The sequence below is a fragment of the Rhizorhabdus sp. GW822-FHT03C02 genome, assembly GCF_058801765.1.
Map to the genome: position 1 here is coordinate 208439 of NZ_JBXANN010000011.1, position 22542 is coordinate 230980.

Annotated in this window: 16 protein-coding genes and 1 riboswitch; of the genes, 7 read left to right on the top strand and 9 right to left on the bottom strand. The window is 68.1% G+C overall.

Going from position 1 to position 22542, the window contains the following annotated elements:
• Window positions 1-4: 4 nt before the first annotated feature.
• The 8 genes from cobN to AC1RM6_RS23590 all read right to left on the bottom strand — a co-directional run bounded on the left by cobN (window position 5) and on the right by AC1RM6_RS23590 (window position 13625).
• Window positions 5-3826 (bottom strand): cobaltochelatase subunit CobN, encoded by a 3822-nt coding sequence (gene cobN / locus AC1RM6_RS23555; RefSeq protein WP_493105739.1) that lies wholly within the window; start codon window positions 3824-3826, stop codon window positions 5-7.
• Window positions 3826-4872, bottom strand: a complete 1047-nt coding sequence (cobW, locus tag AC1RM6_RS23560; protein ID WP_493105741.1) for a cobalamin biosynthesis protein CobW — start codon at window positions 4870-4872, stop codon at window positions 3826-3828. Before cobW ends, cobN begins: the two co-directional genes overlap by 1 nt.
• Before the next feature lie 45 nt (window positions 4873-4917).
• The gene (locus tag AC1RM6_RS23565) at window positions 4918-5946 is read right to left on the bottom strand and encodes a HoxN/HupN/NixA family nickel/cobalt transporter (RefSeq protein ID WP_493105743.1); all 1029 of its coding nucleotides are present in this window, start codon (window positions 5944-5946) and stop codon (window positions 4918-4920) included.
• Window positions 5943-7454, bottom strand: coding sequence for a PepSY domain-containing protein (locus tag AC1RM6_RS23570; RefSeq protein ID WP_493105745.1), 1512 nt, complete (start codon window positions 7452-7454; stop codon window positions 5943-5945). The genes AC1RM6_RS23565 and AC1RM6_RS23570 overlap by 4 nt, the downstream gene beginning before the upstream one ends.
• Window positions 7441-9567, bottom strand: coding sequence for a TonB-dependent receptor (locus AC1RM6_RS23575; protein ID WP_493105747.1), 2127 nt, complete (start codon window positions 9565-9567; stop codon window positions 7441-7443). The genes AC1RM6_RS23570 and AC1RM6_RS23575 overlap by 14 nt, the downstream gene beginning before the upstream one ends.
• Window positions 9568-9742: 175 nt before the next feature.
• A riboswitch (cobalamin riboswitch) is annotated at window positions 9743-9987 on the bottom strand.
• 60 nt (window positions 9988-10047) lie between these two features.
• Window positions 10048-11535, bottom strand: a complete 1488-nt coding sequence (locus AC1RM6_RS23580) for a UxaA family hydrolase (protein WP_493105749.1) — start codon at window positions 11533-11535, stop codon at window positions 10048-10050.
• Between the two features lies 1 nt (window position 11536).
• On the bottom strand, window positions 11537-12802 hold the full coding sequence (locus AC1RM6_RS23585) for an MFS transporter (RefSeq protein WP_493105751.1): 1266 nt from the start codon (window positions 12800-12802) through the stop codon (window positions 11537-11539).
• A 67-nt stretch (window positions 12803-12869) separates the two neighbouring features.
• A complete protein-coding gene (locus AC1RM6_RS23590) occupies window positions 12870-13625 on the bottom strand; it encodes a 2-keto-4-pentenoate hydratase (RefSeq protein ID WP_493105753.1) in 756 nt (251 codons plus the stop codon).
• A 460-nt stretch (window positions 13626-14085) separates the two neighbouring features.
• Here AC1RM6_RS23590 and AC1RM6_RS23595 point away from each other — a divergent pair, with 460 nt between their 5' ends.
• The 7 genes from AC1RM6_RS23595 (at window position 14086) to AC1RM6_RS23625 (ending at window position 22033) form a co-directional block, all read left to right on the top strand.
• Window positions 14086-15138 carry a LacI family DNA-binding transcriptional regulator gene (locus AC1RM6_RS23595; RefSeq protein ID WP_493105754.1) on the top strand — a complete coding sequence of 351 codons (1053 nt, stop codon included), beginning with the start codon at window positions 14086-14088 and terminating at the stop codon, window positions 15136-15138.
• 79 nt (window positions 15139-15217) lie between these two features.
• On the top strand, window positions 15218-16051 hold the full coding sequence (gene kduI / locus AC1RM6_RS23600) for a 5-dehydro-4-deoxy-D-glucuronate isomerase (protein WP_493105756.1): 834 nt from the start codon (window positions 15218-15220) through the stop codon (window positions 16049-16051).
• A gap of 10 nt (window positions 16052-16061) precedes the next feature.
• Window positions 16062-16817: a 2-dehydro-3-deoxy-D-gluconate 5-dehydrogenase KduD gene (kduD, locus tag AC1RM6_RS23605; RefSeq protein WP_493105758.1), complete on the top strand. Its 756-nt coding sequence runs from the start codon at window positions 16062-16064 to the stop codon at window positions 16815-16817.
• Between the two features lie 204 nt (window positions 16818-17021).
• Window positions 17022-18032 carry a sugar kinase gene (locus AC1RM6_RS23610; RefSeq protein WP_493105760.1) on the top strand — a complete coding sequence of 337 codons (1011 nt, stop codon included), beginning with the start codon at window positions 17022-17024 and terminating at the stop codon, window positions 18030-18032.
• A complete protein-coding gene (locus AC1RM6_RS23615; protein WP_493105762.1) occupies window positions 18019-19602 on the top strand; it encodes a carboxylesterase/lipase family protein in 1584 nt (527 codons plus the stop codon). Before AC1RM6_RS23610 ends, AC1RM6_RS23615 begins: the two co-directional genes overlap by 14 nt.
• A 397-nt stretch (window positions 19603-19999) precedes the next feature.
• Window positions 20000-21568, top strand: a complete 1569-nt coding sequence (locus tag AC1RM6_RS23620; protein WP_493105764.1) for a methyl-accepting chemotaxis protein — start codon at window positions 20000-20002, stop codon at window positions 21566-21568.
• Window positions 21569-21592: 24 nt separating this feature from the next.
• Window positions 21593-22033 (top strand): chemotaxis protein CheW, encoded by a 441-nt coding sequence (locus tag AC1RM6_RS23625; RefSeq protein WP_493105766.1) that lies wholly within the window; start codon window positions 21593-21595, stop codon window positions 22031-22033.
• A 111-nt stretch (window positions 22034-22144) separates the two neighbouring features.
• Here AC1RM6_RS23625 and AC1RM6_RS23630 read toward each other — a convergent pair whose 3' ends face one another.
• Window positions 22145-22435, bottom strand: coding sequence for a GIY-YIG nuclease family protein (locus AC1RM6_RS23630; protein ID WP_493105768.1), 291 nt, complete (start codon window positions 22433-22435; stop codon window positions 22145-22147).
• Between the last annotated feature and the right edge of the window lie 107 nt (window positions 22436-22542).

The following is a 22542-nucleotide window of genomic DNA, read 5'->3' on the forward strand; positions in this document are numbered from 1 at the left end:
ATGCTCATGCTCCTGCAAGATCCGCGAGCAGCATGCCCGCGCTGTTCGATTTCGGTTTCCACATGCCGCGGTCGAGCGCCTCGGCCAGCCGCGCGGCGGTCTCGCGCAGCGCCGCCGGATTGGCATCGGCCATGAAGGCGCGGACATCCTCATCCTCGATGAAGGCGGCGTGGACGGCGTCGAAATGATGGTCGCGCACCGCATGGGTGGTCGCGGCGAAGGCGAACAGATAGTCGACCGACGCGGCGATTTCGAACGCGCCCTTATAGCCGTGGCGCATCACCCCCGCGATCCATTTGGGGTTGGTGACGCGCGCGCGCACCACCCGGCCGATCTCGTCTTCCAGCGTGCGGACCACCGGCCGCTCGGGGCGGCTGAGATCGTTATGATAGGCGCGGGGCACCTTGCCCGACAGCGCCTCGACCGCGGCGGCGATGCCGCCTTCGAACTGATAATAATCGTCGCTGTCGAGCAGGTCGTGCTCGCGATTGTCCTGGTTCTGGACCACCGCGTCGGTGCGCGCGAGCCGGGTCGCGAACAGGTCGCGTTCGGCATCCCCCTCGACCCCGCCGCCATAGGCATAGCTGCCCCAGTCGAGATAGACCCCGGCAAGGTCGGCGCGGCTGTGCCAGAGCTTTTCGTCGATCATCGCCTGAAGCCCCGCGCCATAGGCGCCCGGCTTCGATCCGAACACCCGCGCGCCGGCGCGCCGTGCCGCGCTCGCCGCGTCGGTGCCAGCGTCGACCAGGCCGGCCGTCTCCGCGCGATGGCGAGCTGCGGCGGGATTGTCGTGATCGGGCTCGTCGAGCGCCATCACCGCGCGCGCGGCGCTGTCGATCAGGTCGATCTGCTCGGGAAAGGCGTCGCGGAAGAAGCCCGACACCCGGAAGGTGACGTCGACCCGCGGGCGGTTGATCTCGGCGATCTTCATCACCTCGAACCCGATCACCCGGCCCGAGGTCCAGTCCCAGCGCGGCCGCACCCCCATCAGCGCGAGCGCCTGCGCGATATCGTCGCCGCCGGTCCGCATATTGGCGGTGCCCCAGGCCGACAGCGTCATCGCCTGCGGATAGGCGCCCTCGCGCTGGAGATAGTCGTCGACCAGCAATTGCGCCGACCGCTGCCCCAGATCCCAGGCGGTCGCGGTCGGCACCGATCGCGTGTCGACCGAATAGAAATTGCGCCCCGTCGGCAGCACGTCGGGCCGCCCGCGGGTCGGCGCCCCCGACGGCCCGGGGAGGATGAACCGCCCGTCGAGCCCCGCGAGCAAGGCGGCCTGTTCGGCATGTCCGCACGCGTCGACCCGCGGCGCGAGATCGTCGCGGATCGCGGCCAGCACCGAAGCTGTCGCCACATCCAAACCGTCATGCTGAACTTGTTTCAGCATTCCCTCATCCACGCGGGCATCCCCTCGTGGCGCGGTGGATCCTGAAACAAGTTCAGGATGACGGAGAGAAGAGACGAGCGCGCTCGCCAACATCTCGAGCCGCTCGACAGTATCGCCGACCGTCCGCCAGACATCCCCCGAAACCGCAGCCAGCACCGCCGGCTTCGGCCCGGCCCACGCATCGCCCATCCGGCAATCGAGCGGGTCGAATCCGAGCCCGAGATCGTCGGCCATGGCCCGCAGCAGCGACCCCTGGCCTACATGATCATAGCCGCGCGGGGTGCGCGCCAGCGCCACCAGCAGATCGGTCCGCAACCGTCCTTCGGGCGACCGGGTGAAGATGTGCAGCCCGTCGCGGATCTGCATCTCCTTGAGCTCGCACAGATAATTGTCGAGCGCCGCGAGCGCGTCGTCGCCCTCGCCGACCGCGCCGGCATCGGTGTCGATCCCCTGGCTGCGCGCGAGGTTGAGGATCTCGGTCCTGAGATGGTTGATCCGGCGCGGGTCCATCCCGGCGGCGAGATAATATTCGTCGACCAGCGCCTCGAGCTGCTTGAGCGGGCCATAGCTTTCGGCGCGGGTCAGCGGCGGGGTGAGATGGTCGACGATCACCGCGCCGATCCGCCTTTTGGCCTGGGTGCCTTCGCCGGGGTCGTTGACGATGAACGGATAGAGCTGCGGCACCGGCCCGGCGCAGATTTCGGGAAAGCAGCTCTCCGACAGCGCCAGCGCCTTGCCGGGCAGCCATTCGAGATTGCCGTGCTTGCCGACATGCACCACCGCCTGCGCGCCGAAGTCGCGGTTCAGCCAGATATGGAAGGCGAGATAGGCGTGCGGCGGCACCAGCGCCGGATCATGATAGCTGGTCTTGGCGTCGATATTATAGCCGCGCGCCGGCTGTACCGCGACCGCGACTTCGCCGAAGCGGTGGACCGCGAGCCGGAAGGCGCCGTCGCGGACGAACGGATCGGCGTCGGCTTCGCCCCAGCGTTCGGTCATAGCGCACCGGACGGCCTCGGGTAGCCGGTCGAACGCCGCCCGATAGTCGGCGAGCGAAAGTGCGATCTCGCCGGGGCGATCGATCGAATCGCGCGCATTTGTGACCCCGCCCAGCATGATCGCCATCAGCGCCGCGCCGTCGACAGGCACGTCGCCGGTAGCATAGCCCGCCTGTCCCAGCGCGGCGAGGATCGCCGCCGCGCTCGCCGGGGTGTCGAGCCCGACGCCGTTGCCAACCCGGCCGTCGCGGTTGGGGTAGTTGGCGAGCACCAGCGCGACCCGGCGTTCGGCGACCGGGGTCCGACGCAGCCGCGCCCAGTTGGCGGCGAGCTCGGCGACGAAGGCGACCCGGTCGGGGGCGACCTTGGGCACGACGATCCCGCATTCGGTGCGGGCGTCGAAGCGCTCGGCGGCCTTGAAGGCGATCGCCCGGGTGAAGATCCGGCCGTCGACCTCGGGCAGCGCGACGTTCATCGCGAGGTCGCGCGGGCCGAGGCCGCGGGCGCTGTCCTGCCAGTTGCTCTGTTCGACCCCGGCGAAGATCGTCTGGAGGATCGGGCAGTCGGCGGCTTCGAGCACGCTCGGGACCCGCGGATCGCCGGGCGAGGATGCCGCGAACGAGGTCGCGTTGAGGATGATGTCGGGCCGGATCTCGGCGAGCACGCCGCGCAGCCAGTCCGATGCGAACGGATCGCGCAACGCGCGGACATGGACCGCCGCCACGTTGAGCCCGCGCGTGCGCAGCGCCGCCACCATCGCATCGGGCGCGTCGAGCGTGCCGGCGACCATCAGCGCGCGGTAGAAGACGAACAGCGCGGTCGGCTGGACCGCGATCCAGTCGGCCCGGGCGTCGGCGAGGGTCGCGCGGTCGCGGCCGGGGACATAGAGGCCGGCATCGGCAACCGGCACCGGATCGTCGGGCGCGCCGATGTCCCGGCCGATCAGCCGCGCCGCCTGGCGCAGGAAGCTGGTGGCATTGGCGATCCCGCCCTGGCGCAGATAGCCGCGGAGATGCTCGCAGGTCGCGAGCGGCAGGGTCGATGCCGCGTCGAGCGTCGGATCGTCCTCGCGCCCGTCGGCGACCGCGGCGAAGGCGATCCCCTGCTCGCGCGCGGTGCGGGCGATCTCGTCGATGCCGTAGGGCCAGTAGCTCTTGCCGCCGAGCAGGATCACGCAGACGAATTTCGCCCTGGCGATCACCTTCTCGACATAGAGATCGACCGAATAGGGATGTTTGAGCTGGAGCAGGTTGGCGAGCCGGATGCTCGGGCCGCCATCGGGCCCCAACCTATCTTCTTCGATGCGTTCGGCGGCGCGGGCGAAGCAGGCGAGTTCGCTGTCCGCCACCGTCAGGATCACGATGTCGCCCGGCGACTGGGCGAGGTCGATCGCCTCGTCGCCGTTCGAGACCGTCCCCGGGGTGGCGGCCAGCAGATGCATCAACGGGTGCCGGCGCCGAGGGCCACCTTGAGCGCGGTGGCGATCGCCGCTTGCTTGAGGCCCTTCTGGCCGATCACCACGAACTGCGAGATGCGCGCCTCGTCGGCTTTCCACGCACGGTCGAAATGATGCTGGATGCGCGGACCCACCGCCTGGATCACCAGCCGCGCGGGGCGGCCATGGACCGCGACGAAGCCCTTGATCCGGAGGATGTCATGCTCGGCGATCAGGTGCGCCATCGCCGCGAGCAGCGGCTCGACGCTTTCGACCTCGCCGCCCTTGACGACGAAGCTGTCGAAATCGTCATGGTCGTGATCGGGGTCGCTGTCATGGTGCGACGGTCGCGTGTCGAGATCGTCCTCGGCGCCGGCGAACAGCCCCAGCAGCACGCTGGCATCGACCGCGCCGTGATCGGCGCGGACGATCTTGACCCCTTGGCGGGTATCGGCGGCGATGTCGCCCTCGATCCGGGTCAGCGTCGCGCCGTCGACGAGGTCGGACTTGTTGAGGATGACGAGGTCGGCGCAGGCGAGCTGGTCCTCGAACAATTCCTCGAGCGGGCTGTCATGGTCGAGCGAGGGATCGGCGGCGCGTGCGAGCGCCAGCGCCGCCTCGTCGGTCGCGAAGCGCCCGGCCGAGACCGCATCGGCATCGATCAGCGCGACCACCCCGTCGACCGTCGCGCGGGTGCGGATGTCGGGCCACTGGAACGCCTTCACCAGCGGTTTGGGCAGCGCCAGCCCCGAGGTCTCGATGATGATATGTTCGGGCGGGTTCGGCCGGTCGAGCAGCTTCATCATCGTCGGCAGGAAATCGTCGGCGACGGTGCAGCAGATGCAGCCATTGGCGAGCTCGACGATATCGTCCTCGGGGCAGGCTTCGTCGTTGCAGCCCTTGAGCAGCTCGCCGTCGACCCCGACGTCGCCGAATTCGTTGACGATCAGCGCGAGCCGGCGGCCCTTCGCATTCTGCAGCAGATGGCGGATCAGCGTGGTCTTGCCGGCGCCGAGGAAGCCGGTGATGACCGTCGTCGGAATCTTGCTCATGCCTGGTGTCCTATGATGGCGGGAAGGGGGGCGTGGGTCTGGTGGTCAGGCATCGAGGCGGACTTCGATTTCGTCGAAGCGCTTCCAGCGGTAAATCGCGTAGCTGGCAACCCAGCAGGCGACAAAAAGTCCGATGATCGCAAAACCGATGCTGTTGAAATTCTCGCCGAGCTCGGCGGCCAGGGTGAAGGCGGCGCCGTCGAAGCCGAGCTTGTCGCCGAGCAGCGACATCGTCTCGATCCCGCCGATCACGATCGCGACCAGCGCCGAGATCAGGGTGATGGTGATGTTGTAATAGAGTTTGCGGATCGGTTTCACGAACGCCCATTCATAGGCGCCCAGCATCACCACGCCATCGGTGGTGTCGATCAGCGCCATGCCGACCGCGAACAGCAGCGGCAGCACCAGCACCGTGCCGATCGACAGTCCGTGCGACGCCTGGCTGGCCGACAGGCCGAGGATCGCGACCTCGGTGGCGGTGTCGAAGCCCAGCCCGAACAGGATGCCCAGCGGCGCCATGTGCCAGCTCCGGCTCACCAGCCGGAACAGCGGCCGGAACAGCCGCGCGACCAGCCCGCGCCCGCCGAGCAATATGTCGAGATCCTCCTCGACATAGATCCCGCCGGCGCGGACATGGTTGAAGGTCCGCCACACCGACCGCAGGATGATCAGGTTCATCGCCGCGATCGCGAACAGGAAGATCGCCGAGATCGTCGTCGCGACGATCCCGCCGGTCGCCTTGACCGCCTCGAACCCCGACAGCGCGTTGGCGGTCAGTGCGATCGCGATCGCCGCGACCATCACGATCCCGCTATGCCCGACCGCGAACCAGAAGCCGACGGTCAGCGGGCGCTGGCCGTCCTGCATCAGCTTGCGGGTGACATTGTCGATCGCGGCGATGTGATCGGCGTCGACCGCGTGGCGCAGGCCGAGCCCCCAGGCGAGCAGCGCGGTCCCGAGCATCAGCGGCTGGTCGCGGAACAGCGCGAACGCCCAGGCCCAGGCCAGGATATTCGCCGCGATCAGCAGCACGTAGAGGACGGTCAGCCGCCCGCGAAGAGGAGCCTGCGTCATGCGATGCCCTTTGCCTTTCCTGACGGCTTGCGCCGCAAATAACGCCAACCGATCACGACCCCGCTGATCGAGATCGCGAGCCCCGCAGCCGACAGGATCCACATCAGCACATCGCGCACCGGCCGCCATATCAGCAGCCATGGCAGGTCGAAGCTGTGGAGCGCGCTGAACAGCCAGCGATAGGTGCGGCGGCCGCTGCCCGCCTGGCCGAGCAGCTCGCCGGTCGCGGGATCGATGTGGAGCCAGGTCTGGCCGGGGTCGTCGAACACCAGCCGCAGCACCGGCAACGGCCGCGCATCGCTGCGCGGATCGCCGGTGCCGTACCAGTAGAGATCGTAGCGATCGAGCCTCTCGACCCGGACCAGCCTGGCGCCGGGTATCGCCGCTTTGGCGACGGCGCTGATCGCGGTGCGGTCCGGATGCCATGGCTGGGCGCTGGCTCCGTCGAGCAGCCGCTCGCCGCCCGGCCCGCCGAGCGGCGCGATCACCGGCCGGCCGCCGAGATAGGCGAAATCGACCTCGTGCGCGCCGGCGGCGGTGCGGGCGAGCGTCGCCAGATCGGTCGCGGGAAAGCCAGGCCGGTCGCCGGCATAGGCCTTGGCGACATCGGCGCTGTTGGCATCGCGAAAGCCGCCCCACGGGCTCATCGACATCCAGCCGCTGAACACCCAGGTGATGACGAAGATGCCGCCGACCAGGCCGATGACATGATGCCATTTCATCCAGCCGCGATAGGGGCTGACCGACCCCGACCGGTAGCGCTTTGCCAGCCGCACCCGCAGGATGCCGATCCACACCCCGGCGATCGCGCCGACGATGCCGATCCCCGACGTCCAGATAACCGTCTGCCGCCAGGGCTCCTGATGGACCCGCAATATCTCGAAATAGATCCAGTGCGGGACCGCGCCGAGCCAGTTCCAGAAGCGCTCGTGCGCGGTGGTGTTCTGGACGATCTCGCCGGTCTTCTGCGCGACATAGATATCGGTCGCGGCGCCATCGGCCATCCGCACCCGCCAGAAGGGCGCGATCTTCGCATAGGCCTTGGTCACCACCCATTGGTCGTGATCGACCGGCGCGACCGCGGCGACGGGGGCATGGGCGAAGGCGCTGGCGATTGCCGCAGCGCGGCCGGCCGTGACCGGGCCGACCTCGCGGCCGGTCTCGGCCGAGACCGCGCGGCGCCCGTCCTCGGTGGTGAAGCGATAGACCGGCTCGTCCGCGGTCGTCTCGATCCGCATTTCCGACGGGAAGGCGGTCGTCGCGCCGATCGATCGCAGCGCGGCGTCGGGGGCGATCCGCACCCGCGTCCAGTCGATCGGCGGCGCCCCCGCGATCCGCTCGGGCGCGCGGAACGACGGGAAGGGGACGTACATCATCACCACCCCCGACACGAACCAGATCGCGAAGAGCAGGCACAGGATGATCCCCGACCAGCGATGGCCCAGATAGAGCCACCGCTTCGCCTGACGCCCAATATGAGCGAACGGCACGCGGTCAGAACGCGACATTGATCGACGCCTCGACCGCACGGGGATCGCCGAGCACCCATTGGGTCGCGCCGTAGGTCGACCGGACATAGGTCTCGTCGAACAGGTTGCGCACCCGCACGCCGAGGCTCGCCTGCTCGACGAACTGCCAGCGAATGCCGATGTCGGTGACGGTGTAGGACGGGATCAGCCGGGTATTGGCGGCGTCCTGGTAACGCTTGCCGACATAGGACAGGCCGCCATCGGCGACCCAGCCGTCGGCGAACTCCCAGCTCAGGAACAGGTTGGCGGTCTTCGCGGCGACGTTGGTCGGCCGGTTGCCCGCGCGCTGGAAGCGCACCCCGCCGACCGATTCGGCGAAGTCGTCGTAGCGCGCCTTGAGGATCGATCCGTTGGCGGTGATGCCGAGATGGCGGATCGGTTCGATGAACAGCGATGCCTCGAGCCCCTTCGACGATTGCTGGCCGACCTGGACCTGGATCGTCGGGATCAGCGGGTCCGAGGTCAGCAGCTTCTTCTTGACGATGCCATAGGCGGCGAAGGTCCACTGGCCGCGGCTGCCCCAGAAGATATGCTTGATGCCGACCTCATATTGGCGGCCGGTCGACAGGTCGAAGCTGCTCTGGGCGAGGCTGGTCGACACCAGCGCGCCGACCGGATCGGCCGCGGTCGCATATTGGCCGTAGAGCGACAGCGTCTCGACCGGGTTGTAGACCGCGCCGACCCGCCAGGTCACCGCGTCGGGGATGCCGGTGAAATTGTTCGCGGCATTCACATAGTCGGTCTTGCGGATCTTCGGCCGGTCGTAGCGCAGCCCGCCGACCAGCGAGAATTTGGGATCGAGGACCAGCCGATCCTCGCCGAACACCGAATATTGGTGGATGTCGTTGGTGTAGCGCGGCTTGGTCGCGGCCGCGCCGGTCTGGTCGATGAAGCCGCCGACGACCGGGTTGTAGACGTCGACCAGCCGGGTCGCGTTGTTCCCCGAATTGCTGACATTCTTGTAGCTGATCCGGTTGACGTCGAAGCCGATCACCGCGTGATTCTCGATGCCCGCGATACTCTGGCCGAGGCTGATCGTAGTGCGGTTCCCGGTCTGCTTCTGGATATGGTAGAGTTCGAGGAAGCTCGACTGGCGGACCTTCGCCGGGGTGGTGCCGGCGGCCGGCACATAGGTGACGTTCTCGGCATTGTGCCAATATTTGTTGGCCCACAGATGATAGACGTCGCTCTGGATGGTGACATCCTCGGCGGGGGTCCACGCGACCTTGGCCTGGCTCCAATTGTCGCGGAAGCGCAGCCTGGCATCGGTGACGTTGTAGTTGTTCTTGCGGATCGACCGGTCGAGCTTGCCGTCGACCAGCGGCACCCCGAACCAGGTGCGCGGGCGCTGGGTGCTGAAGTCGTGCGACAAAGTGATGGCGAGATCGTCGACCGGCTTGAAGCGCAGCGCGCCCGACAGCGACAGCGCGTTCGAATGGCCGCGCTGCATCCAGCCGTCCGAACTCTTGTAGCTGGCATCGACCCGGTAGCCGAGCTTATCGCCGAGCGGTCCGCCGCTGCCGCCGGCGATGGTGTAGCTGCCGAACGAGGCGAGGCCGAAGCGCGCGCCGGCCTGGGGCGTGTCGGTCGGCTGCTTGCGCACGACATTGACCGCGCCGCCGATCGCGCCCTCGCCATAGAGCACCGAGGCCGGCCCGCGCAGGATCTCGACCCGCTCGGCCATCCACGGATCGGCCGGGAAGGTCAGCGTGTTGTTGTACATCCGCATGCCGTCATAGAGCTGCATCACCGAATTCTGGCCAGTGAAGCCGCGCGCCGACAGGCCGTAGCCGAACACGCCGGAAGTGTTGACGATGCCGGTCGCGCGGGCGGCGGCGTCCTGGATGGTGAGGTCGCCGCGCAGCCGGATCGCGTCGCCGTCGATCGTCTCGACGCTGGCCGGCGTCTGCAGCGCGGTCAGGCCGAGCCGGCTGGCCCCTTCGGACTTCTCGGTCAGGCGCAACGGATCGATGACGCCGGTGACGACGATCGCGTCGGCATCGGCGACGGCCTCTTCGGCATGGGCGATGGTCGGAGCCGTGGCCAGAGCCGCGACCAGGCTTGTGTGGAAAGTCCTGTTCAAGGAAAACATGCAAAGTCCCCCGGCGCCTGTGCGACAGGACGGGGACGTGCCGTTCACGAACGGTCGGCGCCGCGCATCGGCCGGGCGCCATGGGCGGCCGACGCACGTCTCCGATGCGGCCCCCGCCGCTCGTTCGTCGCTCAGACGGAGTTCACCGTGCCGCGGCCATCCCCTGGACCAAGGCAAGAGCGACCAGACGCCGGCAGGTCTCCTGGCTCGCGGGTCATCGCTTGATACACGGCCTTCCCAGGCCTCGCATGACTTAGCGTCCGGCCCAGTGGCTGGTCCTTCCTCCGTGGGAGGGACCGATGTGCATCGCGCTCGCCGCTTACAGTTGCAGGGACAGCCCCGGATTCGGTCGGCCGAAGCCGTCCTCACCGCGTTCCCATTTTAAGCCTCTTTCGAGGCACCGGCGCGATCTATGAGGGCCGGATTTCTCCGGCCTTCGCGGGGCGGCATAGCCTCGGCGATCGGAAATGCCAACAGATCTTAAAGGGTGACGCCGCGCTTCCAGATGGCGATGCCGCGCTCGTCGTTGGTCTCGTTGCGCGCGGGCGCGCCCGAGGCGGTGGCGATGACGAGGTCGAGCAGCGCCTCGGCGGTCGGGGCCATTCCCGCGCTCAGCGCGGCGCCGCCGTCGAAGTCGATCCAGTTCGGCTTGGCGGCGGCGAGCGCGCTGTTCGAGGCGATCTTGAGGGTCGGCACCGGGCTGCCGAGCGGGGTGCCGCGCCCGGTGGAGAACAGGGTGATGGTCGCGCCGGCGGCAGCGAGCGCGGTGGTCGAGACCGCGTCGTTGCCGGGCCCCTCGACGATCGCGAGCCCGGACCGGGTCGCGCGGCCGGCATAAGGCAGCACCTCGGTCACCGGCACCGCGCCGCCCTTCTGGACCGCGCCGAGCGACTTCTCCTCGAGGGTGGTGATGCCGCCCTTGATGTTGCCGGGGCTGGGGTTCTCCGAGACCGGCTCGCCATGGTCGGTGAAGTAGCGCTTGAAGCGGGCGACGAGGCCGGTGAGCTCGTCGAAGCGGGTGCGGTCGACGCAGCGGTCGAGCAGGATCTGCTCGGCGCCGAACATCTCGGGGATCTCGGTCAGCACGACCGCGCCGCCGGCGTCGCCGACCGCGGTGGCGACGCGACCGATCAGCGGGTTGGCGGTGAGGCCCGAGAGACCATCGGAGCCGCCGCACTTCACGCCGATGCGAAGTGCGGAAATCGGCATATTTTCGCGTTTGTCGCCGGCGGCGATCGCGGCGAGTTCGGCAATGAGATCAAGGCCTTCGGTGATTTCATCGGGCGATGTCTGGGCACCGATAGTGCGAATTCTGGCGCGGCGTTCGGGGGGGATCTGGTCGAGCACCAGCCTGAGCTGGTTCGACTCGCAGCCGAGCCCGATCAGCAGCACCCCGCCGGCATTGGGATGGCAGGCGAGCGCGGCGATCAGCCGGGTGGTGCCGCTGAGATCGTCGCTCAACTGCGAGCAGCCGAACGGATGCGGGAAGGCGTGGATGCCGTCGATCCCGGGCGGCAGGTCGCGGCCGGCGAGCGCCGCGAGGCGTTCGGAGGTGCGGCCGACGCAGCCGACGGTCGGGATGATCCAGATCTCATTGCGGGTGCCCGCCGACCCGTCGGCGCGGCGATAGCCCGCGAAGGTCCGCGCCGTGCCGGTCGGCGCGCGCGGCGCCGGCGGCCCGGCATAGTCGGTGGCGCCGTCGATCCCGAGCATCGTTTCGACGTCATGGCTGTGGACATGCTCGCCGACCGCGATCGGCGCGGTCGCGCGGCCGAAGGGAAAGCCGTAGCGGACCGCCGGCTCGCCGGCGGCGATCGGCCGCAGCGCGAATTTATGGCCCGAGGGGATGTCGTCGGCGACGGTCAGGTCGATGCCGTCGATCGTCAGCGCGGTGCCGCGATCGATCGATGTTAGCGCTACCGCTACATTGTCCGCCGGGTCGACCCGGACCGCCTTCACCACCGACACGTCAGTCCTCCACGCTTACCCGCTCGAGCCGGGGCGACAGCACGTGCACCGCGAGCAGAGCGATCAAATAGGCGCTTCCGGCCACCGCGAAAAGGGGCGTGTAGCTGCCGAAGGTGTCGAGCACATAGCCGGCAGTTTTGGCCATCGCCATGCCGCCGACCGCGCCGATCGTGCCGCCGATGCCGACCACCGACCCGACCGCGCCGCGCGGGAACAGATCCGACGGCAGGGTGTAGAGATTGGCTGAGAAGGCCTGGTGCGCGGCGGTGGCGATGCCGATCACGAGGACCGCGACCCAGAGATTGTCGATGTCCTGCGCGAAGAAGATCGGCAGCACCGCGATCGCGCAGACCAGCATGGTCAGTTTGCGCGCGGCATTGACGGTGCGCCCCGCCTTGATCAGCCGGCTCGACATCCAGCCGCCGAAGATGCTGCCGCCGTCGGACAGGATGTAGATCGCCACCAGCGGCGGCCCGAAGCTGACGAGGTCGAGCCCGTAGCGCTTGCCGAGATAGCCGGGCAGCCAGAACAGGAAGAACCACCAGATCGGGTCGATGCAGAATTTGCCGATCGCATAGGCCCAGGTCTCGCGCACGCCGAGCAGGCGGCCCCAGCCGATCGGGACCAGCGGATCGACCGGATCCTGCTGGATATAATCGAGTTCGGCCTGGGTGACTTTGCGATGCTCGCCGGGGCGACGGTAGAAGACCAACCAGGCGGCGAGCCAGGCGACGCCGAGCACGCCGGTGACGACGAACGCCATCCGCCAGCCATAGGTGATGGTGAGCCACGGCACGAGCAGCGGGGTGACGATCGCGCCGATATTGGCGCCGGCGTTGAACAGGCCGATCGCGAAGGCGCGCTCCTTCTGCGGAAACCATTCGGTGACGGCCTTGATGCCCGCCGGGAAATTGCCCGATTCGCCGATGCCGAGCCCGAAGCGGGCGAGCGCGAACTGGGTGACGCTATGGACCCCGCCATGCGCGACATGGGCGATCGTCCAGATGGTGACGGCGATGCCATAGCCGAGCCGCGCACCGATCAGGTCGACGATGCGGCCGAAGCCGAGATAGCCGACCGCATAGGCCGCCTGGAACCAGAAGACGATATTGGCGTAGTCGGTCTCGTTCCAGCCGAGTTCGGCCGAGAGGGTGGGCTTGAGCACCCCGATCATCTGGCGGTCGACATAGTTGATCGCGGTGGCGGCGAAGAGCAGCCAGACCACGACCCAACGGTGGCGCCCGATCTTCGGGAGTTGCGTTTCCATCTCGACCCTCATCCTCCCGGATATTTCCTGTTCGTCGCAGGCGCTCTTGGCGGCGCCTGGTGCGACCTTATCCTTTCGGCCGGCTGGCGGCGATGGTGCAGGTCACCGTGCCGAGCGGTCCGAAATCGGCTTCGACCGTCTGGCCGACCCGCACCGGATGGACACCGGTAACCGCCCCGCTCGAAATCCACCAGCCGGGCTCGATCGCAAAGCCGCGGCCGACGAGATTCTCGATCAGGAAACGCACCGAACCGATGAGGCCGTCGGGGAAGGCGCTGGCCACGCCCGACTTGATCAGCGCGCCGTCGATCCGGGTGGTGACCTCGATGTCTTCGAGCCCGCGGGTGCGCCAGTCGGCGATCGCCGCACCGACGATCAGGCCGTTATTGTTGCCGAAATCGGAGATCGTCGCGACCGGCCCATGCTCGTTGATCCCGGTGAAGGGCGAACTGGCGATCTCGATGCCGATATGGACCGCGTCGATCAGGTCGGCGGCCTCGTCGAGGGTGAAGCTGGTCTGGCCGGCCGCGGGCGCCTGGCCGATTCGCAGCAGAAATTCGGCCTCGGCGGCGCCGAAGCCGTCGGCGAAGATCGCGCCCGCCGAGCCTTCGGGGCCGACGCTGTCGGCGAAGATCGGGCCGGCGAGGCGATCGGTGCCGAAGCGTTCGGACAAAGGCGGCATGATCCGCCCGACCTTCCAGCCGGCGATGGTCCCGCCGGCGATCGCGATTGCCTGTTCCTGCACGGCATAGCCCTCGGCGAGGGTCGCGGGGACGTCACCCGGATAGTCGGTGAAGCCGGTGGCGTCGCGGCGCGCGGTCACGAAGCGCTCCGAAATGGTCTTTGCCTGCGATGCCCCGTCCACAGATTGCCTCTCACTTACATATTCGATTGGTGACGGGGTTAAGAGAAACCGGTGTCAATTACAAGCGGGGCGAGTCGGGTGAGGGGAGGTGGGATGGGGAGAGGAGGGGGATTAACGGGTGATGTGGCGAGGTTTCTGGCGGATTTGCGGGTGTTGTGGGTTGGTATAGCGGTTCGACGCGAGGGGATTATGCCGAAGGTGGGCGGGATCGATGTTGCTTTCGGGACGATGTAGTTCGGTCCAGGTCTCTCCTTCCACATCCGTCATCCCGGCGGAGGCCGGGATCTCAGGAGGCCAGCGCGCGCCCTCGCCGCACGAGATCCCGGCCTCCGCCGGGATGACGAAAGTAGACGGAGGCCGCGAGAGGGCGCGTTTCGCACCCGCTGGCGCCGCGGGGCGGGCGTGCTATGACGGGGGGATGGCGAAGCAAATCCCGGAAGACGGCAATGCGCCGAAGCTGACGATCAACGATATCGCCGCGATGGCCGGGGTGTCGAAGAAGACGGTCAGCCGGGTGATCAACCGGTCGCCTCTGCTCAACGAGGCGACCCGCGAGAAGGTCGAGGCGATCATCCGCGACACCGGCTATGTGCCCAATCCGCAGGCGCGGGCGCTGGCGCTGGGGCGCAATTTCCTGATCGGGCTGATCTACGACAATCCCAACGCCCAGATGATCCTGAGCATGCAGCGCGGTATCCTCGAGGCGCTGCACGGCACCGAGTTCGAGCTGGTGGTGCGCCCGGTCGACCGCGGATCGGCGCGGGTGATGGACGATATTCGCGGCTTCATCACCCGGCAGCGGCTCTACGGGGTGGTGATCCTGCCGCCGATCTCGGAGAATGACGCGCTCGCGCGGCTCTGCGACGAGGAAGGGTGCCGCTATGTGCGGATGGGGTCTGCGGTGCTCGACGATCCCGAGCATATGGTGGTGTCGAACGATCGCGACGCGGTCGCCGAGGCGGTCCGCTATCTGATCCAGCAGGGGCACAAGCGGATCGGCCTGGTCGCCGGGCCGCATGGGTTCCGCTCGGCCAAGGAGCGGCGCGACGGGTTCGAACTGGCGCTGAGCGAGGCGGGGATATCGCTGCCGCGCAGCCTGATCGCCGACGGCCAATATACGTTCGAATCGGGGGTCTCGGCCTCGGAAAGCCTGCTCGACCTGTCGCCGCGGCCGACCGCGATCTTCGCCGCCAATGACGAGATGGCGGCAGGGGTGCTCTATGCCGCGCGGATGCGCGGGATCGAGGTCCCTGACCAGTTGTCGATCATCGGCTTCGACGATACCCCGCTGACCACCCGGGTGTGGCCGCCGCTGACGACGGTGCGCTGGCCGATCGTCGCGATGGGCCGCGCCGCCGCGCTCAAGCTGATCGGCACCGCGATCGGCGAGGGCAGCGCGGTCAACGAACCGTCGACCTTCAGCTCGACCCTGATCCGCCGCGCATCGGTTGCGCCGCCCGCCGAGCGCTGATAGGAAGGCTGCGATCTGACACCGGTGTCTAGTCCGGTGGCCGAATATCGACCAAATAGCAGCGAGGCAGGACGAGGACATGTTCGAAAAGACCTATCATGCGACCCATCCGGACATGATGGACGGGGTCGACAATGACGCGCTGCGCGCGCGCTATCTGGTCGGCGGCATGTTCCAGCCGGGCAAGGTGGTGCTCAACTATTCGCACAACGAGCGCTTCGTGATCGGCGGCGCGGTGCCGGCCGGCGAGAAGATCGCGCTCCCCGAACAGAATGTGCCGCCGTCGGCGGTGGGCAAGCCGTTCCTCGAGCGGCGCGAGATGGGCGTCGTCAACATCGGCGGCCCGGGCGCGGTGACCGTCGACGGCGAGCGGTTCGAGCTCGGCAACAAGGAATGCCTCTACGTGCCGATGGGGTCGACCGAGGTCGTGTTCGAGGGCGCCGAGGCGCGCTATTATCTCGCCTCGCTGCCCGCGCATAAGATCTGCCCGATCAAGAAGATCACGTTCGCGGAGGCCAATCCGCTCGAGCGCGGCGACCTCGCGGGATCGAACCACCGCACCATCTATCAGCTCGTCATTCCGGGCGTGTGCGAATCCGCCCAGCTGCTGATGGGGCTGACCGTGCTCGAGACCGGCAGCGTCTGGAACACGATGCCGCCGCATCTCCACGACCGGCGCAGCGAGATCTACCTCTATTTCGACCTCGAGGGCGGCGACCGGGTGTTCCATTATATGGGCGAGCCCGAGGCGATGCGCCACATCGTGATCCAGAACGAGGAAGCGGTGATCTCGCCGCCCTGGTCGATCCACATGGGGTCGGGCACCCGCAGCTATGCCTTCATCTGGGCGATGGGCGGCGAGAATCTCGACTATACCGACATGAACGTCCTCGACATCTGCCAGCTCAAATAAGGGTAGCGCCATGTCCTATCTGTTCGATCTGAGCGGCCGGGTGGCGATCGTCACCGGCGCCAACACCGGCATCGGCCAGGCGATCGCGCTGGCGCTGGCCGAGGCCGGCGCCGACATCGCCGCGGTCGGCCGCACCCCCGCGGAGGAGACCGTCGAGAAGGTCCGCGCGCTCGGCCGCGAGGCCGCGATCGTCTCGGCCGACCTGTCGTCGATCGAGCCGGTCGACCGGATCGTCGCCGAGACGCTGGACAAGCTCGGCGGGCTCGACATCCTCGTCAACAATGCCGGGATCATCCGCCGCGCCGACAGCGTCGACTTCAGCGAGGCCGACTGGGACGCGGTGATCGACACCAATCTCAAATCGACCTTCTTCCTGGCGCAGGCGGCGGGGCGGCACATGATCGCCAATGGCCGCGGCAAGATCATCAACATCGCCTCGATGCTGACCTTCCAGGGCGGCATCCGCGTGCCGAGCTACACCGCGTCGAAGAGCGGGGTCGGCGGCCTCACCAAGCTGCTCGCCAATGAATGGTCGGCCAAGGGCGTCAACGTCAATGCGATCGCGCCGGGCTATATCTCGACCAACAACACCACCGCGCTGCGTGAGGACGAGGTGCGCAACAAGTCTATCACCGAGCGGATCCCGGCCGGGCGCTGGGGCAAGCCCTCGGATCTGGGTGGCGCGGCGGTGTTCCTGGCGTCGTCGGCGTCGGATTATGTCGATGGGCATATCCTCGCGGTCGATGGCGGCTGGCTGGCGCGCTGAGCTTTCCGTCGCCCCGGCGGAGGCCGGGGCCGCCCAACACGGGAGCGCGGTTCCGCTAGCTGGCTGGCTTCAGTCTATTGCTCGGTTGATCGAGTTGATTGGTTTCAGGGCTGCGCTCCAACCTTGGGCGGCCCCGGCCTCCGCCGGGGCGACGAGTGAGGCGAGGATGCTGACCCGGTCGCGCGGATAACAAAAGGAGAGGCGATGACCCTGCTGGTGGCGTTCGGCGAGTTGCTGGTGCGGTTGTCGCCGCCCGATCGGCAATTGCTGCGCAGCACGCGCAGCCTTGATCTCCAGGTCGGCGGGGCCGAGGCGAATGTCGCGATCGGGCTGGCGAGCCTGGGGCATCGGACGCGGATGCTGAGCGTGGTGCCCGACAATGCGCTGGGCCAGCTCGCGCGCGGGAGCCTGATGCAGGCCGGCGTCGAATGCGGGCCGGTCGCGAGCGTGCCCGGACGGATGGGGCTCTATTTCCTGACCCCCGGCGCGGGCCTGCGGTCCTCGGACATCGTCTATGACCGGGCGGGCAGCGCGTTCGCGCGCGCCGATCCCGGCGATTTCGACTGGGACGCGGGTCTGGCCGGCGCGACCCATCTCCATCTGTCGGGGATCACCCCGGCGCTCGGGCCGCGATCGGCCGAGGCGGCGCTGGCGGCGGCGCGGGCGGCGAAGATGCGCGGGATGACCTTGGTCTTCGACGGCAATTATCGCGCGCGGCTGTGGGAGGCGTGGGACAGCGACCCGCGCAGCATATTGCGCGAACTGGTCGGGATGGCCGACATCATGTTCGGCAATCATCGCGACATGGCGCTGCTGCTCGACCGGCCGTTCGACGGCGGCGGCGCCGATCGCAGGCGCGAGGCGGCCGAGGCGGGGTTCGCGGCCTTCCCCAATCTGCGGCTGATCGCGTCGACCGCGCGCCATGTCGAGGATGTCGACCGCCATCGTATCGCCGCACGGATCGATACCCCCGACCGTGCGGTACAGACCGACGAGATCGCGATCTCGGGCATCGTCGACCGGATCGGCGCGGGCGATGCGTTCGCCGCGGGCATCCTCCACGGGTTGCTGACCGCGCCCGACGATCTCGACGCCGCGGCGCAGGCGGGGCTGGCGCTGACCGCGCTCAAACATTCGCTTCCCGGCGACGCCAGCCTGTTCGGCCAGGCCGATCTCGACGCCTTTCTCGCCGGCGAGCTCGATGTCCGGCGCTGAGGCGTTTGCTATCGATCGGCGCGGGCTGCTGACCGGCGCCGCGGCGCTCGGCGCGACCCTGGCGATGCCGGCTTTTGCCAAGGGCGGCGATCCGGTCGTCGCGACCCGCGCCGGGCGGCTGCGCGGGCGGCGCGAGGGTGGGCTGAGCGTGTTCCGCGGCATCCGCTATGGCCAGGACAGCGCCGCGCGGCGCTTCCAGGCGCCGCTGGCGGTCGCGCCCTGGCAGGGCGTGGTCGATGCGTTCGCCTTCGCGCCGTCCTGTCCGCAGCTCGGGAGTCAGGAGCCCGAGGGCGAGGATTGCCTCGCGCTCAACATCTGGACGCCGGGGCTCGACCGCGGTGCGAAGCGGCCGGTGATGCTCTATATCCATGGCGGCGCCTATTCGAACGGCAGCGTGGTCGATCCGCTGAACTATGGCGACAGGCTCGCGGCGGCGGGCGACGTGGTGGTGGTGACGGTCAACCACCGGCTGAACGCGCTCGGCTATCTCTATCTCGCCCGGCTCGATCCGCGCTTCGCCGACAGCGGCAATGTCGGGCAGCTCGACCTGATCCTCGCGCTCGCATGGGTGCGCGACAATATCGCGGCGTTCGGCGGCGATCCGGGGAATGTGCTGGTGTTCGGCCAGTCGGGCGGCGGCGCCAAGATCGCGACGATGATGGGGATGCCGGCGGCGAAGGGGCTGTTCCACCGCGCGATCACGATGTCGGGCCAGCAGGTCACCGCCTCGGGTCCGCTCAACGCCCAGCGCCGCACCGATGCCTATCTGGCCAAGCTCGGGGTGGCGCCGCGCGACCTGTCGCCGCTGCTGACGATGCCTGTCGAAAGGCTGGTCGACGCGCTGCACGCCGAGGATCCGATCCTGGGCGGCGGGGTCTATATGGGGCCGGTGCTCGACATGCGCTGGCTGCTGCGCCACCCGTTCTGGCCCGACGCCAATCCGCAGGGCAACATGATCCCGATGATGCTCGGCAACACCCATGACGAGACCCGCGCGTTCATCGATCCCAAAGGGCCGAAGCTGCAGGGGCTGGACTGGGACAATCTCGCGGCGCGGATGGCGCCCGACCTGCGGATGGACATCCTGCCCGAATGGATCGTCGCGCAATATCGCGGCCATTATCCCGACTGGTCGCCCGAGCGGGTCTTCTATGCGGCGACCACCGCCGGGCGAAGCTGGCCGGGGCAGGTGATCGAGGCCGAGGCGCGGGCGCGCGCCGATGCGCCGACCTGGGTCTATCAGGTCGACTTCGCTTCTCCCACGAAGCCCGAACGCGGCGCTCCGCACACCATGGACATCGCGCTAAGCTTCGGCACGCTCGATGCGCCGGGATCGCTGACCGGCACCGGCGCGGGGGCGCGGGCGGCGTCGCAGGCGGTGATGGCGCGGTTCCTGGCGTTCGCGCGGACCGGCGATCCGAACGGGGCGGGGCTGGAGGCGTGGCCGCAATATCGTCTCGACCGGCGCGAGACGATGATCTTCGATGCGGCGAGCCGGGTGGAGCGCGATCCGCGCGGGTGGGAGCGGGAGCTGTTTGCCAGAGTGCCGTATATCCAGCCGGGGAGCTGAGGCCGGCCGTCATTGGTGTCATGCGGGGCTGGTCAATTCTTCCCGCATGTGAAGCGGGTCGTTCCAAGCGCGAACCAGCCTAAACATGTCGCCCCGGCCTTGTGCCGGGGTCCATGGCTGGTGCGTCGGGCACCGTGGTAGAGGGAAAAAGCGGGGGGAATGCTGCATGCGCCCCCGGCGCTGGTCTGCGCGGCAATAGCCATGGACCCCGGCACAAGGCCGGGGCGACGATATGTGGTCGTGCGTCGTCGGGCATATCGTCAGTGGATCGAAGAACCCCTCCACCGCTTCGCGGTCCCCCTCCCCAAACCTGTGGTTTAGGGAGGATCGGGAGGCCGAAAGCATTTATTAAGCATGTTCGATTAGGCCGATCCTCCGAGTTCACAGAGGTTGCGGCATGGACAAGACGGAAGCGGCGGGGACGTTCGGCGACAAGCTGTCGTTCTTCAACTATGGCGCCGGCAGCTATCGCGGCTTCCCGGCGGTCCGGCGCGCGGTCGAGCGCTATGCACCCAAGGCGCTGCGGCAGTTCTACGATCATATCCGGGTGACTCCGTCGGCGAGCCGCTTCTTCGGTTCGCCGGCGATGATGGACCATGCCAAGGACAAGCAGCTCGAGCATTGGCGCGAGCTGTTCTCGCGGCCGCTCGATGCCGGCTATGTCGTTCGCGCCGAGCGGATCGGCCAGGTCCATGCCCGGATCGGCCTGTCGCCGACCTTCTATATCGGCGGCTATGCCCGCATCCTCGACTATATGCTGCCGCGGATGATGCGGCGGGCGCTGTTCTGGCCGTTCGGGGTGTCGCGGGCGGTATCGACCCTGGTCAAGGCGTCGCTGCTCGACATGGAGGTCGCGCTGTCGGCCTATTTCCATGCCGAGGAAGCCAATCGCCGCACCGTGATCGACAAGGTCGGCAAGGTGTTCGACGCCATGGCCAATGGCGACTTCACCGCCACGCTCGACCTGCCGGAGGAATATGCGGCGCTGGTCGCCGATTTCGAGGCGATGCGCACCCGCATGTCGGGGACGCTGCTGCAGGTCGCCGAGGCCGCTACGCGGATCAATTCGGGATCGGCCGACGTCCGCGCGGCGTCGGACGACCTGTCGCAGCGCACCGAGCAGCAGGCGGCCTCGATCGAGCAGACCGCGGCGGCGATGGACGAGATCACCAGCACGGTGCGCCGGACCGCCGCCGATGCCGGCCGCGCCAACGACACGGTCAGCCAGGCGCGCGACGTCGCCGAGCATTCGGGGACGGTGGTGCGCCGCGCGGTCGAGGCGATGGGCGACATCGAACGCTCCTCGGCCGAGATTTCCGAGATCATCTCGCTGATCGACGGCATATCGTTCCAGACCAATTTGCTGGCGCTCAACGCCGGGGTCGAGGCGGCGCGGGCGGGCGATGCCGGCAAGGGCTTCGCGGTGGTCGCGTCCGAGGTGCGGGCGCTGGCGCAGCGATCGGCCGATGCCGCGAGCGACGTCAAGACGCGGATCTCGGCCTCGTCCGAGCAGGTCGAGATCGGGGTGCAGCTGGTCAGCGAGACCGGCGAGGCGCTCGATGCGATCATCGTGCGGATCGGAGAGGTCAGCCAGCTCGTCTCGACGATCGCGTCGTCGGCCGAGCAGCAGTCGACCGGGCTTCAGCAGGTCAACACCGCGGTGTCCGAGATGGACGGGGTGACCCAGCAGAATGCGGCGATGGTCGAGGAAGCGACCGCCGCGGCGCGCAGCCTCGCCGCCGAGGCCGATGCGCTGGCGCGCGAGGTCGCGCGGTTCAAGCTGAGCGGGACCGCCACCGGAGCCGCGACGCGTCCGGTCGTCCACCAGATGCAGGACCGCGCCGCCAAGGCCGGTCGCGAGCTGGCGAAGACCGCGCGGGTATCGCGCGGGAGCGTAGCGCGGGCGGTCAGGTCACAGGGGAATGCGGCGGTGGCCGTGAACACGGACGATTGGTCCGAATTTTGATTGGTCATCTGGGAGCGAGCCGACATGGCCATGCATAAGCTTATTACCTTCGACATCGGCGAACAGTGCCTCGGCATCGACGTGATGGCGGTGCGCGAGATCCGCACCTGGGCGCCGGCGACCCCGCTGCCCAACACGCCGCCCTATATGAAGGGCGTGGTCAATCTGCGCGGGGTGGTGCTGCCGGTGTTTGACCTGCGCAACCGCATCGGCTGGGGCGTCACCGAACCGAGCGAGCGCCATGTCATCATCGTCGTCCAGAGCGGCGCGCATCTGTGCGGGCTGATCGTCGACGCGGTCAACGACATCGTCACCCTCGACGAGGCGGTGATCCAGCCGGTCCCCGAGACCGGCAGCCGCGCATCGGACTTCATCACCGGGCTGGCCAACCATGGCGACCGGATGGTGCTGATGCTGTCGCTCGACGCGATCGGCGAGGATGTGGGGATTCCGCAGGCGGCGTGAGGCGGGGCGGGGCCGCCGATTGGCCGCCGCGAATCGTCGCCCCGGCCCCCGGATCGGGGCTTTGCCCCGTCCGAGGACGGGCATCGCCCGGGGCCGCCCAAGGCTCCTGTCCTACCCGTTGATCCGATCGAACAGATCATCCCAGGCCGGATTCGCCTCGACGATGAGTCTGATCTTCCACGCGCGCTTCCAGTTCTTGAGCGCCTTCTCCCGCGCGATCGCCTCTTCGATCGTCGGATGCGCCTCGACCAGAACGAGCCGTTTCAAATTCCATTTGCGGGCGAAGTCCGAACCGCGTCCTTCGCGATGTGCGACTATTCGCGCAGCCAGATCGGCCGTCACCCCGACATAGAGGATGCCGAGCGGTCGATCGGTGAGGATATAGGTCCAGCCTCCCTGCATGCTCTCCTGCCTTCGGCGGCCCCGGCCTCCGCCCTAGGGGATGCACACATCTCATTGCGTAGGTGAAACAGTGCTGGCCTGTTTGGGCGTGTAGTGATTCAAGTTGC

What these genes read in the sequence shown, in the direction of transcription:
- cobN (WP_493105739.1), bottom strand. Translation starts at nt 3,826, where the DNA reads ATGCATCTGCTGGCCGCCACCCCGGGGACGGTCTCGAACGGCGACGAG.
- cobW (WP_493105741.1), bottom strand. Translation starts at nt 4,872, where the DNA reads ATGAGCAAGATTCCGACGACGGTCATCACCGGCTTCCTCGGCGCCGGC.
- AC1RM6_RS23565 (WP_493105743.1), bottom strand. Translation starts at nt 5,946, where the DNA reads ATGACGCAGGCTCCTCTTCGCGGGCGGCTGACCGTCCTCTACGTGCTG.
- AC1RM6_RS23570 (WP_493105745.1), bottom strand. Translation starts at nt 7,454, where the DNA reads ATGTCGCGTTCTGACCGCGTGCCGTTCGCTCATATTGGGCGTCAGGCG.
- AC1RM6_RS23575 (WP_493105747.1), bottom strand. Translation starts at nt 9,567, where the DNA reads ATGTTTTCCTTGAACAGGACTTTCCACACAAGCCTGGTCGCGGCTCTG.
- AC1RM6_RS23585 (WP_493105751.1), bottom strand. Translation starts at nt 12,802, where the DNA reads ATGGAAACGCAACTCCCGAAGATCGGGCGCCACCGTTGGGTCGTGGTC.
- AC1RM6_RS23595 (WP_493105754.1), top strand. Translation starts at nt 14,086, where the DNA reads ATGGCGAAGCAAATCCCGGAAGACGGCAATGCGCCGAAGCTGACGATC.
- kduI (WP_493105756.1), top strand. Translation starts at nt 15,218, where the DNA reads ATGTTCGAAAAGACCTATCATGCGACCCATCCGGACATGATGGACGGG.
- kduD (WP_493105758.1), top strand. Translation starts at nt 16,062, where the DNA reads ATGTCCTATCTGTTCGATCTGAGCGGCCGGGTGGCGATCGTCACCGGC.
- AC1RM6_RS23610 (WP_493105760.1), top strand. Translation starts at nt 17,022, where the DNA reads ATGACCCTGCTGGTGGCGTTCGGCGAGTTGCTGGTGCGGTTGTCGCCG.
- AC1RM6_RS23615 (WP_493105762.1), top strand. Translation starts at nt 18,019, where the DNA reads ATGTCCGGCGCTGAGGCGTTTGCTATCGATCGGCGCGGGCTGCTGACC.
- AC1RM6_RS23620 (WP_493105764.1), top strand. Translation starts at nt 20,000, where the DNA reads ATGGACAAGACGGAAGCGGCGGGGACGTTCGGCGACAAGCTGTCGTTC.
- AC1RM6_RS23625 (WP_493105766.1), top strand. Translation starts at nt 21,593, where the DNA reads ATGGCCATGCATAAGCTTATTACCTTCGACATCGGCGAACAGTGCCTC.
- AC1RM6_RS23630 (WP_493105768.1), bottom strand. Translation starts at nt 22,435, where the DNA reads ATGCAGGGAGGCTGGACCTATATCCTCACCGATCGACCGCTCGGCATC.